Below are 16,127 nucleotides of genomic sequence, written 5' to 3'. Positions count from 1 at the left end.
CGATCAGGCCGACAATCACCGTCACCGCGTGCAGCGCGATCAGTTTCAGCAGATTCGGGTCCACCTTTTCCACTCCCGGGCATGATTATAGCCGACAGCCGCCAGCCCGCCAACGGCACAAGACGGCCATTTGGACATCAGGGCAAAAGGCCTTGACGGGCGGGCGGGGAATCACGTTTAATGTGGGTTTGCGGCACGAGGGCCGTTTGGGAGACCGGAATCGGTGAGACTGGCGTGGCGAGTGATGGCAATCGGCTTGGTGGCGGCGTTGGCCGGGTGCGGCCAGTCGCGGCTGCAGGAGCTGGAGCGGGAGAACGCCCGGCTGGAGACGTCGCTGAAGAAGGCGACGCAGTCGCTCGGTCAGGCCCAGGCCCAGAAGGCCGGCCAGGTCGAGGCGTACCGGCAGTGCCTTGAGAAGTACATGCAGGCGACGGCCCGCGCGGCCGATCTGGAAACGCGGCTTGTGGAGTTGGAAAAGCAGCTTGGCGTCTGCCGCCAGCGGTTGGGGCGGACGGAAGGGCCGCTGCCGACACAGCCGACCACGGCGGCCTCGACACAGCCGTCGATGTAACTCCGTTTGAGAAAGAAGGATGACATGAGCAAGAACGACACTCACGTGAAGATCGCGGTGCTTCCGGGCGACGGGACGGGGCCGGAGGTGGTGCAGGAAGGGATGAAGGTTCTGGCGGCGGTGGCCAAGTCGGTCGGTTTCACCTACGAGAGCGACACGTTCGACGTCAGCGGCGACCGGTATCTGGCGGCGGGCGGCGATCCGACCAAGCCGTCGATCCCGGTGATCCACGAGGACGAGATCGAGAAGCTCAGGGCCTACGACGCGATCTATCTGGGCGCGGTGGGCCATCCGAAGATCGCTCCGGGCATTCTGGAGAAGGGCGTGCTGCTTCGGCTGCGGTTCGAGCTGGACCAGTACATCAACCTTCGGCCGGTCAAGCTGTATCCGGGCGTCTGGACGCCGATCAAGGACAAGGGCCCGGACGACATCGACTTTATCGTGGTCCGCGAGAACACCGAGGGTATCTACACGGGCATGGGCGGCGTGCAGTACAAGGGCACGGGCCAGGAAGTATCGACGCAGATCAACTGCACGACGCGGTTCGGGGCTGAGCGGGCGATCCGCTACGCCTTCGAGATTTGCCGCCGGCGCAACCGCCGCAAGCAGCTCACGCTGGTGCACAAGACCAACGTGCTGACGTTCGCGGGCGACACGTGGTTCCGGGCGTTCCACGAGATCGGCGAGAAGGACTATCCGGACATCAAGCGGGACTACAACCACGTGGACGCCTGCTGCATGTGGTTCGTCAAGAATCCCGAGTTTTACGACGTGATCGTGACGGACAACATTTTCGGCGACATCATCACGGACCTGGCGGCGATGATCCAGGGCGGGTTGGGCGTGGCGGCGGGCGGGAACATCAACCCGCGCGGCGTCTCGATGTACGAGCCGATGGGCGGCTCGGCCCCGAAGTACACCGGCAAGAACGTGATCAACCCGATCGCGGCGATCGGGGCGCTGGGCATGCTGCTGCGCGAGACGGGCACCAACCGGAACATGCCCAAGCTGGTCGAGGCGGGCAACAAGGTCGAGGCGGCGATCATGACGGTCACGCCGAAGATGGAGTCGCAGAACGCCGGCCGGATGGGCCATTCGACCACCGAGGTCGGCGACCTGGTGGCCAAAGCCGTCGGATAGCCCGTCGGCGAACCTTGTCCGGTTTGCGGCGTAGTGATACGTAGCGTCGGTTGGAACGAGCAACGCCATCGGTTCGCGAAGGAGACATACCCGTGAACATGAGCGTCGAGAAGCAGTTTTCCGTGTTCCTGGTCAACAAGCCGGGCATCCTGGCCCAGGTGTGCACCGCCCTGGCCGATCGGAAGATCAACATCCGGGCCCTGACCCTGGTGGATTCGCAGGAGCACGGGGTGCTGCGGCTGGTGGTCGAGGACGGCAAGAAGACGGCCGACGTGCTGCGGGCGATCAACATTCCGGTCGACGAGACGGAGGTCTTGTGCGTGGAGATGCCCAATCAGCCGGGCGCGATGGCGGACATCTGCACGCGGCTTGGGACCAAGCACATCAACATCAACTACGCCTATTGCACGACCGGAACCCGCGGCGGAAGGACGCTGGGGGTGTTCAAGGTGGCGGACATCGAGAAGGCCCGCAAGGTCCTGGCCCAGCACAAACCGGCGAGCAACGCCAAGAAGCAGACGGTCCGCCGGTCCGCCAGCCGGTAGCAGAAGACGCCAAAGAGTTGGCGTACCCATAGCGTCATCCAGCCCAAGTCCATCTGCGAGCAGGCACGGTCATTTTCCGATCGCATTGGCTCCTCGCAATGACTATGATTACATGTCCACAGGCAAAGTGCGGTTGCCGGAGTGATTCCTCCTTGATTAGCGGAACTAATGAATGAGCGAAGATATTCATCACGAATGTGGGCTGGCGGCTTTGTACCTCCTGGACGAGGCACCGGAAGGTTCGGGCAACGGCGAATGGGAGGTTCGGGACGAGAACGTGGCGGCGATGGTGCCGCCGATTTTGCTGGACCTGCAGAACCGGGGCCAGTTGGCGGCGGGGTTGAGCAGCTATAACCCGCAGCGTCCGCAGATCATTGACACGTTCAAGGACATCGGGACGGTGGCCGAGGCGTTTCGGATGTCGCGGCCGGAGAAGCACCAGGCGATTCTGCGCGAGTACGCGGGCCGGGCTGCGATCGGCCATACCCGCTACGCCACCTGCGGGGCCGACGACGCCCGTTACGCCCAGCCGTTCGAGCGCCACCACGGGCGGCTCTGGAAGTGGTTCAGCTTCGCGTTCAACGGAACGCTGTCGAACTACGCCGACCTTCGCGACCGCCTGCTGGCCAAGCGGCACTATCACTTTTCGCTGAACACCGACACCGAGATCATCATGCACGCCCTGTCGTACGGTCTGCGGGCGGACAAACCGCCAGATCTGGCACGAGCGATGGCGTTGCTGGCGAGGGACTTTGACGGGGCATATAACATTGCGTTTCTCGACGCGATGGGACGGATGTTCGTGGCCCGCGATCCGCTGGGCATCCGCCCGATGAGCTGGGCGGTTCGCGGCCGGTTGTTCGGAGCGGCCAGCGAATCGGTGGCATTGGCCAACGCGGGCTTCACCGATATCCATTCGTTCGAGCCCGGCCAGATGGCGCTGATCGAAAACGGCAAGCTGCGATTTGCGCGGTTCGCCAAGCGCGGCCGGCAGGCCCGCTGCTTCTTCGAGTGGGTGTACTTTTCGCACGTGGCCAGCGAGATCGACGGAGCGGGCGTGTACGCGTCGCGGGCGGCGGCGGGCAAGCGTCTGGCCGAGTTGGAGGACCAGACGATGGACGAGGACTGCGTGGTGGTGCCGGTGCCGGACACGGCCAAGGCGGCGGCGGACTCGTTCGCCTACCACATGAAAGTGCCGTGCGTCGAGGGGCTGATCCGCAACCGCTACGTCGGGCGGACCTTCATCCAGCCGAACTCCACCCGCGGCCAGAGCGCCGAGAGCAAGTACACCGCATTGGCGTCGGTGCTGTCGGGCAAGCGGGTGTTTCTGGTCGAGGATTCGATCGTCCGCTCGACCACGCTCAAGGCGCTGGTCCGCAAGGTCCGCGAAGGGGCCGGCGCGCGGGAGGTGCACGTGCGGGTGGCGTGTCCGCCAATCGTCGCCCCGTGCTTCTACGGGATCGACATGTCGACGGTGACCGAGCTGTTCGCCACAAACTTCGTCGACGGCCGGTACAACGGCGACCTGAGCCCCAAGTCACTGGAAAAGATGGCCAAGGCCCTGGGCATCGACAGCCTGCGGTACCTGTCGGTAAACGACGTCGCCTCGTGCATCGGCTGCAAGGGCGAGACGCTGTGCCTTGGATGCGTCAACGGCAAGCATCCGACGGCGTGGGGAGTGAAACTCATGGCGCGGGCCAGGCGCAACCGGGGCAAGGGAACCAGCGGTCGCACCTACGATTGAGGCCGATGCGGCTCGCTACGGCCCATAGATCCTGGCGATCTGGTCCTGGACGGGGTGGATCGGCTGGGCGGTCCGGGCATCCTCAACTCCCGCGTTTCCTTCGATCACATGGCCGATGACGGCGGCGGCAATGCCGCTGCGGCGGAGGTCTTCGATCAGCGGATCGGCCTTTGCCGCCGGTATGGCGATCAACAGCGAGCCTGACGAGATCGCGGCCAGCGGATCGATGTCCCAGACGGCGCAGACCCGGCGGGTCAGGTCGCTGACGGGAATCTGGTCCCGGTGCAGCCGGATGCGGACCTCGGCGGCCCGGGCCATTTCCCAGACGGCGGAGACCATGCCGCCTTCGGTCGCGTCGTGCATGGCGGAACAGCCGCTGCGGATGGCGATCCTCGCTTGGGGCAGGACGCTGATGCCCGGGTCGAAGAGCAGGTTCTGGGCGGTTTCGATCAGCGAGTCGGCGAGGCCCGCGGCCCGCAGGCAATGGGGCTTTTCGCGGGCGGCGATGGCGGTGGCTTCGAGGGCGGCTTGGCCGGTCATGATCACGACGTCACCGGCTTGGGCTCCAGCCGCGCCGATGGGCTGATCGGTGACGACGCGGCCGAGCATGGTGGCGACCATGACGGGGCTGTTGACGGCGGCGGTGAGTTCCGTGTGTCCGCCGATCACGTTGATGTTGAGTTGGCCGGCGTAGCGGGCCAGATCGCTTGCGATGGACTGAACCCGATCGGCCTGGCCGACCGGCAGCAGGCAGACGGCGACCATGAACTGCGGATCGGCCCCCATCGCGGCCAGGTCATTGGCGTTCACGTGCACGCAGTAGTAGGCGATCAGGTCGGCGGCGAGGGTGATCGGATCGCTGGTGACCGCCATCAGCGGCAACGGCGTGCGGATCACGGCGGCGTCCAGTCCGACGCCCGGTCCGACCACCACGTGGGCTGGGTCCGGTTTGAATCGGCTTAGCATGTCTTCGAGCATTTCGGGCGGAAGCTTGCCCGCTTTGATCTTCGATCCGCTGTTGTCGGCGTCCGGAGTCATGGCGACCTCGCTACTGCGGCGCCAGGGTCACGTTGACCCTTTCGATCGAGACCCGCTGAAGCGGATCGTTGAGGCAATAGACGGCCAGGTAGGCCTGGCCCGGCGTCAGGTTCCGCAGGACCGGGTGGATGGAGACGGAGGCCGTCGCGTTCGGGGCCAGCGAGAGGGTCTCGGTGGTGGTCAGCGCCGCAGCCTGGGCCGATGCGTCGCCCGGCTGGGTGCTGCCGGTCTGCGAGAGCACCAGGGCCTCTCCGCCAAGGCGGACCTGTAAACTGACGGTGGTTTGCTGGTCGCTGAGGTTCTTGACGGTCAGCGGGATCGGGCCCGGCTGCTCGTAGTAGACCATCCCATCGGGACTGCGGCCCTGGCGGAACTTGAGCGTTCGATCGCCGCCGAAGGCGAACTCGACCGGCAGTTTGGCCAGCGACTGCTCGACCTGAGGGTCGGTCGTGGCGGCGACCTGGACCGAGGCCCGTTCGGGCACGTCGACCGTGGCCAGCACCACCAGATGCCCCGGCCCGCGGAGCACTTCCTCCAAGCGGCAGTTGGCCACCTTCACCGCCTGCGGGTCATCGCCCTTGATCCGCATGACCACGCGGCAGTCGCCGAACGACTGGTTGAGCGTGTTGACGACCGAGACGTGTTCGGTGGCGGCGCTGCCGTCGTTGCGGCCGTGGTCAAAGACGCGAAGCCGCCCGGCGGGAATGGAATGTTGGGCCTCGCGATCGGGCGAGAGCGGCCGATAGGCGCAGTCGATCTCCTGGCCGTTGACCTCAAAGACGCGGTAGCGGCTGACCCCGCTGCCGCCATTTTTCATGGACGTGCTGGATTGGCCGGTGCGGACGTATTGGACGCCGGCAGCTTTGATGGTCTCCAGTTTATCAGCGTTCTCGAGGAAGTCCCAGTCGGTGCTGCCGCCGCAGATCATCATGCGGACCTTGTACTGGGCGAAGACCTCGACCGGATCGCGCCCGATGGCCCGCAGGCCGTCGAGGATTCGCAAGCCGTCGCTGCGGCCGACCAGAACCGACATCTTCGCGTTCCTCGCCTCTTTGAGGTTTTCCAGGACGGCTTCGACGTTGGTCTGGTGCTGATCGATCGGATGGGTCTGGGTGTCGAGGGTCAGGACGAAGTGGCAGCCGCCGTAGTCGAAGCTGCCGATGGGGCTGGAGTCGACGGCCTTCTGGAAGACGGCTGGGTCTTCCATATCGCCGCACAGCAGGTAGGCCGGGGCGTCGAAGCGGGCGAAGAAATCCATGATCCGCCGCCAGTCGTCGGGCGAGTTGCGGCCGGGCTGATCGAGGTAGTCGCCGGTGGCGACGATGAACTCGGGGTTCAGCAGGTTGATTTCATCGACGAGCCGGGAGTCGAAATCCGGGGCCGTCGGCTCGCCGACGTTCATATTCGACAGGTGCACGAAACGAAAACGATCTTTGAACTGCGCGACGATCTTGACCGCCCGCGGGATCCGCTGATAGTACTGGCCCATGTCGATGTACAGGTCGTAGACGCCGGGTTTGGCCAGGGCCGGCGGCTTGAGGATCATCGCCCAATAGGCGTTCTGGATGCGGAACGGCGGGACCGGCGCGGTCAGCGGCACCCGCTCGGAGGGCGAGAGCGAGTGGACCAGCGAGGCCTCAAGCTTCTGGAGTTCGACGTCCTCCATCCAGAACATGAAGTGGAAGTTCTGTTCCGGCAGGACGATCACGGGACGTCCCTGGGTCGGCTCGATCACGTCGAGCACGGTTTTTTCCTGCGGAGGCGCGGCCGGTTGGGCTTCCTGTCCGAACGCCGCTCCGCAAACGCCAACCAGAACCGCCATCGCCGCCGCCATCGCAATGCGTTTCATCGGCCGTCTCCATCTATCCGCCAGATTCGCCAGATCCGTCTGTACCGCTTATTCTATGGCCGTCAGGGCCGTTGGGAAAGGCAAAGGTTGACGATCCGCCGAGCTACGCGTCGCGTCGGAGGATCGCCCAGTAGCCGCCATCGTGGATCGCCCGGCCGGACTGCGGGTCGGCTTGGGGCAGACGCTCGTCGTCGGCCGCCAGTCGCCAGCCCTTGGCCGCATTGAGAAACCGCTGCACGGCGCGGGCGTTCTCTTCGAGTTCGATCGAACAGGTGCTGTAGCCGATCCGCCCGCTGGGTTTGACGAGGCGCAAAGCGGTGGCCAGCAGTTCGCCGGCCACCTGGGCCAGAACGGCGATGTCGGTTTCCTTGAGGCGCCAGCGGACTTCGGGCCGGCATGAGAGCACGCCGGTGTTGGAGCACGGCACGTCCACCAGCACGGCGTCGAACCGGCCGTCGTACTCGACCGAGAGGATCCGCTCAATCGGCTCGACGCCGATCGAGTTGATGCCCAACCGTGAGGCGTTGAGCTTGAGCTTGTCGAGCTTGCCGCCGGTGCGGTCGGTGGCCACGATGGCGGCCCGGTCGCCGGTCAGTTCCGCCAGTTGCGTGGTCTTGGTGCCCAGGCCGGCGCAGAGGTCGAGAATGGTCTCGTCCGGTTTCGGCTCGAGCCGCCAGGCGATCTCCTGGGCGGTGGTGTCCTGGATCTGGAAGAGCCCTTCGGCGAAGGCTGGAAGTTCGGCGAGCGGCGGGCCTTCGACGATCTCGACCGCCCCGCGGTCGCCGGTCAGGTGCACCTGGCAGCCCTCGTCGGCGAGACGGCGGGCCAGTTTCTGTCCGGCTTCGGTCGGCTGATGGGGCGAACCGAGTTTAAGGAAGTTGGGCCGGGCCACCGTGATCGGGCGGGCGTTGGCGGCGGCGGCGATCTGCCGCGTGCGATCGAAATCGAACCGCGTCAGCCAGCGTTTGACCAGAAACCGCGGAAGCGAATAGGCGGCGGCCAGATGCTCAGCCGCCTCGGCGACCGGCGGCAGAATCCGCCGGTTGAATCGCACGCCGCGGGCGATCGTCTTGGGCAGGATGAACTCCTCGTCGCCGGGAGCAAGGACGGCGTCCCGGTCGACCGTCGCCCGCTGAATGTTGCGCAGCACGGCGTTGACGAACGCCACCTGGCGCTCGCCACCGTAGAGACGGGCCAGCTTGCCGCTCAGATCGACCGCGGCGAAGACCGGCACGTGTTCGAGGAAGACCAGTTGATAGGCCCCCTGCCGCAGGATATTGAGCAGCCGCGGTTCGATCGACTTGCAGCGGCACTTGCCGATCCGCTCGATCAGCAGATCGAGCGAGGCCCGGCGTTTGATCGACCCGGCCAGGATTTCGTGAGCCAGCCGGCGTTCGCGGCCGGCGACTTTGTAGCTCTCGGCCAGCACGCCGATCCGGTCGGTGGGCAGGGCATGCAGCGTGGTGTCCTGGATCGCCTCGAGGGCCAGGAATCGGGCGGGAATGCCCGGCTCGGCCATGATCGCTTTGCGGATCTGGCCCGGCGTCTGTTTGCGCGGCCGGTCGCCGCCGTCGTTAGGCCCAACCCCCTTGTCTCGGCGTTTCATGGCACGTCCACGCTTTCGGATGTTTCGACGCTTTCGAAGCGGTCGCCCGGCTGCACGTGGCGGCCGTTAACGAACGCGTCCCAGTTCATCAGCTTGCCGCCCGCCGGGCGGATCTCCATCACCGCCAGCCGGCCCGAGCCGCACTGGACGGTCAGGTCGGGCAGGATGGTTCCCGGGGATTCTCCGGCTTGTCCTCCCCCTACCGCTTCGGCGCGGGCAAAGGCGACCTCGATGGGCTTGCCCTGTTGCGGACAATACATGGCCTTGGCGGTCGGCCATGGCCACAGGCCGCGAATCCGATGGGCGATCTCGTCGGCTGGTGCCTGCCAGTCGATCCGGCCGGAATGCTTCTTGAGCTTCGGCGCCTTGCTGACCTTTGAGGCGTCCTGCGGTTTGGGCGTCGCGGTGGCGTTTTCGATCTGGCGAAACACCTTGAGGATGAGTTTGGGTCCGGTCTGGGCGAGGCGGTCGTGCAGTTCGTCGGCCCGCTCGACCGGGCCGATGGCCAGTTCGGTCTGGCCGAGGATCTGGCCCGCGTCAATCTGCTCGTTGATCTGCATGGCCGTCACGCCGGTGCAACGTTCGCCGCGGATGATCGCCCAGTTGATCGGGGCGGCGCCGCGATAGGCGGGCAGCAGCGACGCGTGCAGGTTGATGATGCCTTTGGAAAAGACGCGAATCAGGTCGCCGCCGATCTTCTGGCCGTAGGCGATGATCAGGCCGACGTCGGCCCCGTACTCGGCGATATGGCGGACGGTGTAGGGGTCGTTGACATCGCCCGGCTGAAGGGTGGGAATATCGGCGTCGACGGCCAGATCCTTGATCGGCGAGTGCCGGATCTTGAGGCCTCGCCCGGCTGGGCGGTCCGGCGCGGTCACCACCAGCCGGACGGGCGCGCGGTTGAGGATGAGCGTCTGGAGCGTGGGCAGACCGAACTCGCCGGTGCCGAAGTAGACGATCTTGAGCCCGATGCGATTCGTTTCACCCTTGCCATATTCGGCCATGTCGGTTCCGTCGTGGTGCGGCGTGATGCCGGTCCGGTTCAATACTCGATCCTGAATCCGCGTTCCATCAGGTGCTGGCGCAGCATCTCGCGGCCGCTGTCATCCAGCTTTTGCTCGTCGGCCATCCTGGCGAGGCGTTCGGCTTTGACCGGTGTGCGGCCTCGTTCCTGTTCGAGGGCGTCGAGGATCGCGGCGACGCCGTGCAGGTAACCGAACTCCGGCACGTCCTTCATCTTCAGGTCCGTCGGCTTGCTCGACGCCAGGGCCCAGAAGTAGAGCACGTCGGAGGTCGGACCGGCCACCACCGGATGGGCCCCGCCGGGAATCGCGATCGCGTCGTAGTTGTGCAGCAGGTAGGCCTGGTTCATGCCCTCGCTGTCGAAGAGCAATTGCACGGCGTACGAGCCCCACTGGCCGTCGACGTTGCGGGCCACGTGGAAGTAGATTTCCTCCAGGTCGGCTTCGCCCTTGTGTGGTTCGTCCTTGTCGTGGGTGTGCAGCGGCGTGCCCGACCAGAGGCCCGGCGGGCTGTAGGTCTCGCCCGCGATCAGATTGGTGCTCAGGTCGCTCGTGCCGGCCAGCGTGATGACCTCGCGATGCCAGACGCCCTTGCCGCGGCTGACCTGTTCGATCTGGCCCGGAGCGACGAACGCGGCGGGCTTCACGCCGTTGGCCGGAGCGGCGAACCAGATCATCACGCCGTTGCCGCTGAGCTTAGCGGTCTGATCGCGCCCGACGTACACGGCGGAGGCGTTGGATTTTTCCGGCAGCGTGGCGAAGGGCCCGCCCGCGCGGCTGCCGGTGTAGTGGTGGTCGGCGATGCGGAAGTCATATTCGCCTTCGACCGGCATGAACACGAATTCGCGATCGGCGCTGGAGAGCTCAAACGGCCCTTCTTCGAGCCTATAGACGCCGAAACTCATGTAGTCCAGCGGCACCGTCGGATCGGCGGCGTCGAAGATGGTGGCCGAAGCCTTGCCGTCCCAGCGGACGTGGGCTTGCATCTTGCCCGACTGGATGCCCGGGCGGTACTTGAACAGCGATGACTGCATGGTGATTCTCCTGTACTCCCGCCGGCGGCGGCCTCCTGAACCCAAAGGCATACCCTACCGACCGCCCCTATCGATTGCAAGAGTAACTCGCCCCGCGTTGACCGCCACCACAAGCGGATCGACCGCTAATCGTCCGCCATGATCAGCCAATTGTACGCCAACACATTCTTGCCCCGGCCGATCCCCTCGGCCCAATGCAGGTAGCCCTTGCGCCCTTCGCCGTCGTTGTCGTTGACGAGCAGCGAGAATCCGATCACCGTTCCCTCGCAGAGCCTGGGCAGATCCACCTCCGAGACGGGGATGCACATCCGGTAGACCAAGTCGCCGCCTTGTCGAGTCGCGTTCACTTCCACGGCATCAAGCGGTCCAGGTGCCTGCCCCGACTGGCCCGACTGGCGGTACACCTTCGCCTCACCGTCCGCCAAACCGACCGTCAGTTCGGTGTAGGCCATCGGGTTCTCGTGCTCCAACGACTGCAGACCAATCTGCAGCGAGTCGCCCATCCACATCGCACTCGGCGGCTGATCCTGACAGAACACGTCATCCTTCACCACTACCGTCAGGTGCAGGGCCTCCGGCGTCCACGTCACGAGGAGCCTGGCGTCCAGGTCATCGGCGTTGTGACGGACGCCGCCCATGCCCGTCCAGTTTTCATTGCCGCCAAAAAAGACCCACGATCCGCCGTCCGCCTCCGGCCGCACCAGCAGCCGTTCCTTGGCCAGATGAACCTCCGGAGCCGAGGGTCGCGACCGCTCCGGGGACTCCCGCCGCACCACCGCTTTGACCTTCACCGCCTTCAGGTCGCCCGCGATCAGCCACGGCCGTTCCCGTACCTGCAGTTCGATCTCGTTCTCGCGGATCGGCGCGAACACGTACTTCTTCCAGTGGTTCGTCCAATCCGCTGCTCCCCAACCGCGTTCGATCGATCCGACCCCGACCTGCGTGATCCGTACCGGCTTGGGATCCTCGGCCTCGTTGACCAGGACAATCTGCCAGTCGTCATCGCGATGAACGCTCCAGATCGCCCAGACGTCTTGCCCGCCGTGCTCGAATCGCAGCACCCAAACCTGCGGATCGCCGACGTCCATGCGCCCGACGAACCGGCCGTGAGCCACCAGATCGGCTATGTCGTTCATCGCGAAGAATGCACGTTTCGGCGTCAAGTCCTGCTTGACCAGCCCAAAGTGATCCTCGTGCGCCACTGGATTCCAGCCGTCGTCCTGGAAGTCGTACCACCAGACACCCCGAAGCGTCGGTATCGTCCGGGCCAGAAGATAGAACCTGGCCAGGTACGTCGCGGACCGCTCCTGCGTCGAACCGTTCGGCCCCAAGTGCGTCGGCCAACCCACCTCGGTCAGATAGATCGGCACGTCCTTCCCGTCGTGGTGCTCACGGAGCATCGCAGCCACCCGGTCCATCCACTCCACCCAATTCTCCGGTTCGCTCGTCGGGTACGGGTGGAGATACAGGTATCGGTGGAAGGAAATCGCATCGCATGCCTCCAGCAGTCCCAGACGGACCATCTCCTCCAAACGACCCTCGAAGAACATGGCTCCGTCGTGCAGCGCCCCGCCCAGAAACACAGCCTGCGGGTCGATTGCCTTCACCCGCGGATAGACGTGTTTGACCAGGCGAACGTAGTCCTCAACTTTGCCTCCGTGCGGCATTCCGCAGCCGCCGACCCACTCGTTCCAGAACTGGTAGAACCCCACCTTGCCCTGGTATCGCGCGACCAGGTGTTCGCAGTATCGGCTGTAGGCTTCCATGCTCTCCGGATCGGTCGGGAAATCGCCGTTCGCATAGAACCGATTGCCGTAGCACAGCGAGATCATCAGCCGCAGGCCGCGTTGGTGCGCCTCACGCACGTACGCGTCCAACTCGGCCGGGACCTCCAGCTTGCCCTTCTCCTTTTCCACCAGGTCCCACGTCAGCTCGTCCGCGACCGCCACCGCGCCCGACTGCTCCACCATGTCGAGATTGAGCCGCGGCGAACCCTTGTACTGCCGGAAGTGCGTCTGGACGCCCACCAGGAACTCCGGAGGTTTCGCCGCCAACGCCGCTGGGGAAGACAGAATCACCACGATCAGAGCGGTTCGCATCATCGCAGTCACCTGCCGAATTCACGCACGAAGACCACTATTTCCAGTATCCCAGTTCCGGGCAGAACCCGTATTGGGTCAGTCCCGTCTCGTTGCAGCTCTCGACCCGGCCGTCGGCGAAGGCGACATTGGCCCGTTCCCGGTGCCGCAAATGCACCCGCGACGGATGCCACAGAACCGCTGGGTACGTGAAGTCCCAACACTGCTCGTCGCGACTGCCGCTCCACAGCCGCGAGTCGCCCAGCAACGGGAAATCGAACGGCTCAAACGCACCGCCGGTCATGTAGTTGACCGTCGCGAAGCGTTCGCCCGTCCAGTACCCCGGCCGGCTCAGCTTCACCGCCCGGTTCACTCCGGGGTCCGCGCTGCCGCTGAACCACGGCCAGCCTCGATTCATCCCGTACGTCCAACCCGCCCAATCCGACCACCTGCCCGGATAGTGGCTTGGACAGACCAGCACGTCGCCCGCTGGGATGCAGTGGCCAGCAATGAGCGTATCTCCCCAGTACAATGGTTTTGACCACGACCCGCCGCACCACGGCGGCGCGTAGCCTCCCTGCTCGTCCGCGTAGCAGACCACTCCCGTCGACACCTGCTTGACCCGGCTCATGCACAGCACATTCCGTGCCTGTTCCCTCGCCCCGGCCAGCGCCGGCAGCAGGATCGCCACCAGGACCGCGATGATGGCAACCACCACCAGGAGCTCGATCAGGGTGAACGATTTCGAATTTGGGATTTCGAGTTTCGAATCTGGGGCAGAAGCGGTATGGCGACTCATCCTCATGTCCTTCCCAAATCAGCAATTCCTGTCTTTCCCCGTCGACTCCCGAACCACCAACTGCACCGGCACTATCACCCGCTCGGGCTCCACGTTCTCGCCCCGTTCCAGCGCGGCAAGCTGCGTGAGGGCCAGCCGGGCCGCCAGACGGCCCATCTGTGAAACGTCGAAGTGCGCGGTGGTCAACCGCGGCCGGACCATCCTGGCCATCGGGTCGTCGTTGAACCCGGTGATCGCCACGTCTTGCGGCACCCGCACGCCCGCATCCTGCAGCACGTTGAGCACGCCGATCGCCGTCCGGTCCGACTGACAGCAAATCGCGTCCAACTCCATCTTCTCCTCGAGAATTCGTGTCGCGCAGGCGATCCCGTTTTCGTAGAGGGATTCGCGGCTGGTCAGCACCCACCGCGGCTGCGGCTCGATCCCCGCTTCGCGCAGGGCATGGGCGTACGCATGCTCTCGCACCCACGTGGAACTGACGGGAAACGGTTCGCGGATATACGCGATCCGCCGATGCCCATTCTCAAGGAGATGGCGCACCACCGCCCGCATGCCACCCGCGTTGTCCGGCTCGACCAGGTTCAGCCTCACCCCTTCTATTTCCACTTCGCGATCCACCGCCACCACCACCGGCACGTCCCGCACCACGCGCCGGACCAGAGCTGGATTGGGCCCGCTGCTGGCGCAGACCCAAAGCAGGGCGTCGATCCCGCGGTTGACCAGTTCCCGGATCTTCTCAATCTCAATCGCAACCGTATCGCGGCTGTTGCCGATCGCCACCTGGAACCCCGAGGTGTGGCACTCGTCCTCCGCCCCTCCCGGAAGCGGAGCGAAGATCGACCACGACTCCCAACCCATCACCAGCCCCATACGATGATGCCGCACCACGTGTCCCTCTACCGTTGACCAGTCCGCCCCCGGACGCACGAACGTCCCCCGGCCGCGCTCCCGGACGATCAATCTCTGCTCCTCCAGCCGCCCCAAGGCCTGTTGCACAACCGGCATAGAGACCCCGAACATCTTGACCAGCCGCCCGACAGGTGGAAGCTGGGCATTAGCCTCGTACCGCCCCGACCGGATTTCCCGGCCCAGGTATTGGGCCAGTTGATGGTAAAGCGGTATCGGACTGCTTCGATCCAGCACGAGCGCTGTCATCACCTCTGCCTTAACGCAAATGCGCTATAATCACTGATAATTATGCATATAATTATGTATAGCTATAGTCTACCGTTCCTCACCCGCTGTGTCAAGGCCTGATCTGATCACGGGTTAGCGGCTCAAATCGTACGAGGATAAACAAAAAAGACGGCCGAAGCGTTTTTCTACGCCTCGGCCGTCTTACCGCCGTCTTCTTGTCCCGTCCAAATGCTCGATGGAGCGTCAGGATTATCAGGTCCGAGCCCGGACGCTGGTCCGGGCCCGGATTGTCGTCAACAGGCTCAAGCCGCCTTAGGACGACTCAAGCCTGGGAGGGAGAGAGAGATCCGTCGGCATTGCCCTCTTGCCGCCTCTCGATCCCCATATCCCCACCGGCCTCGCTACCGAGACCGGATCGCCTTCATACAGGCTCGAGCCACCATGGATCAGCAGCTCAAGCCTGGGAGGGAGAGAGAGATCCGAAAGCACCGCTCGCGAACGGCCCTCACGCCGCCGTCCGCGATAGGAGCCGGGATGCGACCAAGGTCGATCCCGGATAATCTGCATACAGGCTCAAGCCGTCTGAAGTCGGCGGCTCAAGCCTGGGAGGGAGAGAGAGTCTCATCTCCGGCGTCCGGGAAAACGCCCGACGCCATTCGCTTGCCCTGCCTTGCCATCTTTCCCTGACCGGGCGAGCACTCGACCCGCGGCGTGGGCCGCGGTGCGAGGTCTCGTCGGTAAAGCCTCCACCAGCCGTGCTCATTGCGGCCGGTCCTTCTCTCCCTGCCGATCGGATCTATCTCCGTATGAACTTGTCAAACTCTCAGAGCGGTCTGCGACGGTCTATCCGTGCCCGCGGATGATTCCCCGCCGCCAGAGGCGGGTGATTATCCACCGCCTCAACCGTTTTATCAACACATTTCCAACAGATTTTCAACAACTCGACGATCGGCCTCTCGGCCGATTGCCGCCGGACCTCGCCACCCGCACCCGCGGCTGCGATTCGAGCACGCGAAGCCGCTCGGCTTTGACGATCAGCGGCATCCGCAGACCCGCGACCTCGACGATCGCAAACTCCTCGGTTCGCCGTGGCCCGTCGCTGAGGAACTTGACCTTTCCCACCAACTCGGCTTGCGCGTCGAGATTGGCCAGGATCGTGTCGGTTTCCGGGCAAACCACGTCTTGAAGTTTCAAAGCCACATCCGTATCAGTCAGTATCTTCTTCATCTCCGCCCGTCTTCATTCTCTCAACTCCTCCCTCTGTTTTTAGGAATAAGCAACTCCCATGCCAGAGTCTTTCCGTGATTCCCATAATTCTTCCAACCCTGGAACTTCTTTGATTACAACAGGTTACCGCAACGATCATTTCGGGGCGATTTTGCCGGTGGATTCAGGGCAATCGGGTGTGCGACATGCGTGGCACAGGCCGTGGCCGCACGGTCGCTTGGCGAACGGCGGATGAACTTGCGTAACCGTCTACCCTACCTGGAGTTAACGTGCAATGTGACGCCCATGGCACACCGGTGACAACCGTTGCACACGTCGAGCCGCTTCATGAGACCGG

The 16,127-nt window shown here is 64.5% G+C and carries 13 protein-coding genes; 4 read left to right on the top strand and 9 right to left on the bottom strand.

Features of this window, described 5'->3' with window-relative positions; genetic code table 11:
• Window positions 1–244: 244 nt before the first annotated feature.
• From GXY33_07395 to GXY33_07380, 4 genes are all read left to right on the top strand, one after another.
• Window positions 245–571, top strand: a complete 327-nt coding sequence (locus tag GXY33_07395; protein ID NLX04952.1) for a hypothetical protein — start codon at window positions 245–247, stop codon at window positions 569–571.
• A 24-nt stretch (window positions 572–595) separates the two neighbouring features.
• Window positions 596–1,711: a 3-isopropylmalate dehydrogenase gene (locus GXY33_07390; GenBank protein NLX04951.1), complete on the top strand. Its 1,116-nt coding sequence runs from the start codon at window positions 596–598 to the stop codon at window positions 1,709–1,711.
• 92 nt (window positions 1,712–1,803) lie between these two features.
• On the top strand, window positions 1,804–2,256 hold the full coding sequence (locus GXY33_07385) for an ACT domain-containing protein (protein NLX04950.1): 453 nt from the start codon (window positions 1,804–1,806) through the stop codon (window positions 2,254–2,256).
• Window positions 2,257–2,428: 172 nt separating this feature from the next.
• Complete coding sequence (locus tag GXY33_07380; GenBank protein ID NLX04949.1) at window positions 2,429–4,000, top strand: amidophosphoribosyltransferase; 1,572 nt, start codon at window positions 2,429–2,431, stop codon at window positions 3,998–4,000.
• Between the two features lie 15 nt (window positions 4,001–4,015).
• Here GXY33_07380 and GXY33_07375 read toward each other — a convergent pair whose 3' ends face one another.
• From GXY33_07375 to GXY33_07335, 9 genes are all read right to left on the bottom strand, one after another.
• Entirely contained in the window at window positions 4,016–5,038 is a 1,023-nt protein-coding gene (locus GXY33_07375; protein NLX04948.1) for a hypothetical protein, read from the bottom strand.
• Window positions 5,039–5,048: 10 nt separating this feature from the next.
• A complete protein-coding gene (locus GXY33_07370) occupies window positions 5,049–6,887 on the bottom strand; it encodes a hypothetical protein (protein ID NLX04947.1) in 1,839 nt (612 codons plus the stop codon).
• Between the two features lie 103 nt (window positions 6,888–6,990).
• On the bottom strand, window positions 6,991–8,493 hold the full coding sequence (locus tag GXY33_07365; GenBank protein NLX04946.1) for a methyltransferase domain-containing protein: 1,503 nt from the start codon (window positions 8,491–8,493) through the stop codon (window positions 6,991–6,993).
• Window positions 8,490–9,539: a methionyl-tRNA formyltransferase gene (locus GXY33_07360; GenBank protein ID NLX04945.1), complete on the bottom strand. Its 1,050-nt coding sequence runs from the start codon at window positions 9,537–9,539 to the stop codon at window positions 8,490–8,492. Before GXY33_07360 ends, GXY33_07365 begins: the two co-directional genes overlap by 4 nt.
• The gene (locus tag GXY33_07355; protein NLX04944.1) at window positions 9,536–10,549 is read right to left on the bottom strand and encodes a 5-deoxy-glucuronate isomerase; all 1,014 of its coding nucleotides are present in this window, start codon (window positions 10,547–10,549) and stop codon (window positions 9,536–9,538) included. Before GXY33_07355 ends, GXY33_07360 begins: the two co-directional genes overlap by 4 nt.
• A 125-nt stretch (window positions 10,550–10,674) precedes the next feature.
• Window positions 10,675–12,651: a hypothetical protein gene (locus tag GXY33_07350; GenBank protein NLX04943.1), complete on the bottom strand. Its 1,977-nt coding sequence runs from the start codon at window positions 12,649–12,651 to the stop codon at window positions 10,675–10,677.
• A 34-nt stretch (window positions 12,652–12,685) separates the two neighbouring features.
• Window positions 12,686–13,426 carry a prepilin-type N-terminal cleavage/methylation domain-containing protein gene (locus GXY33_07345; GenBank protein NLX04942.1) on the bottom strand — a complete coding sequence of 247 codons (741 nt, stop codon included), beginning with the start codon at window positions 13,424–13,426 and terminating at the stop codon, window positions 12,686–12,688.
• 18 nt (window positions 13,427–13,444) lie between these two features.
• Entirely contained in the window at window positions 13,445–14,581 is a 1,137-nt protein-coding gene (locus GXY33_07340; GenBank protein NLX04941.1) for a substrate-binding domain-containing protein, read from the bottom strand.
• 915 nt (window positions 14,582–15,496) lie between these two features.
• Window positions 15,497–15,790: a hypothetical protein gene (locus GXY33_07335; protein ID NLX04940.1), complete on the bottom strand. Its 294-nt coding sequence runs from the start codon at window positions 15,788–15,790 to the stop codon at window positions 15,497–15,499.
• Window positions 15,791–16,127: the final 337 nt, after the last annotated feature.

The organism is Phycisphaerae bacterium, from assembly GCA_012729815.1.
Classification (GTDB): Bacteria; Planctomycetota; Phycisphaerae; order JAAYCJ01; family JAAYCJ01; genus JAAYCJ01.
This window is presented reverse-complemented; position numbering and strand designations above follow the sequence as displayed.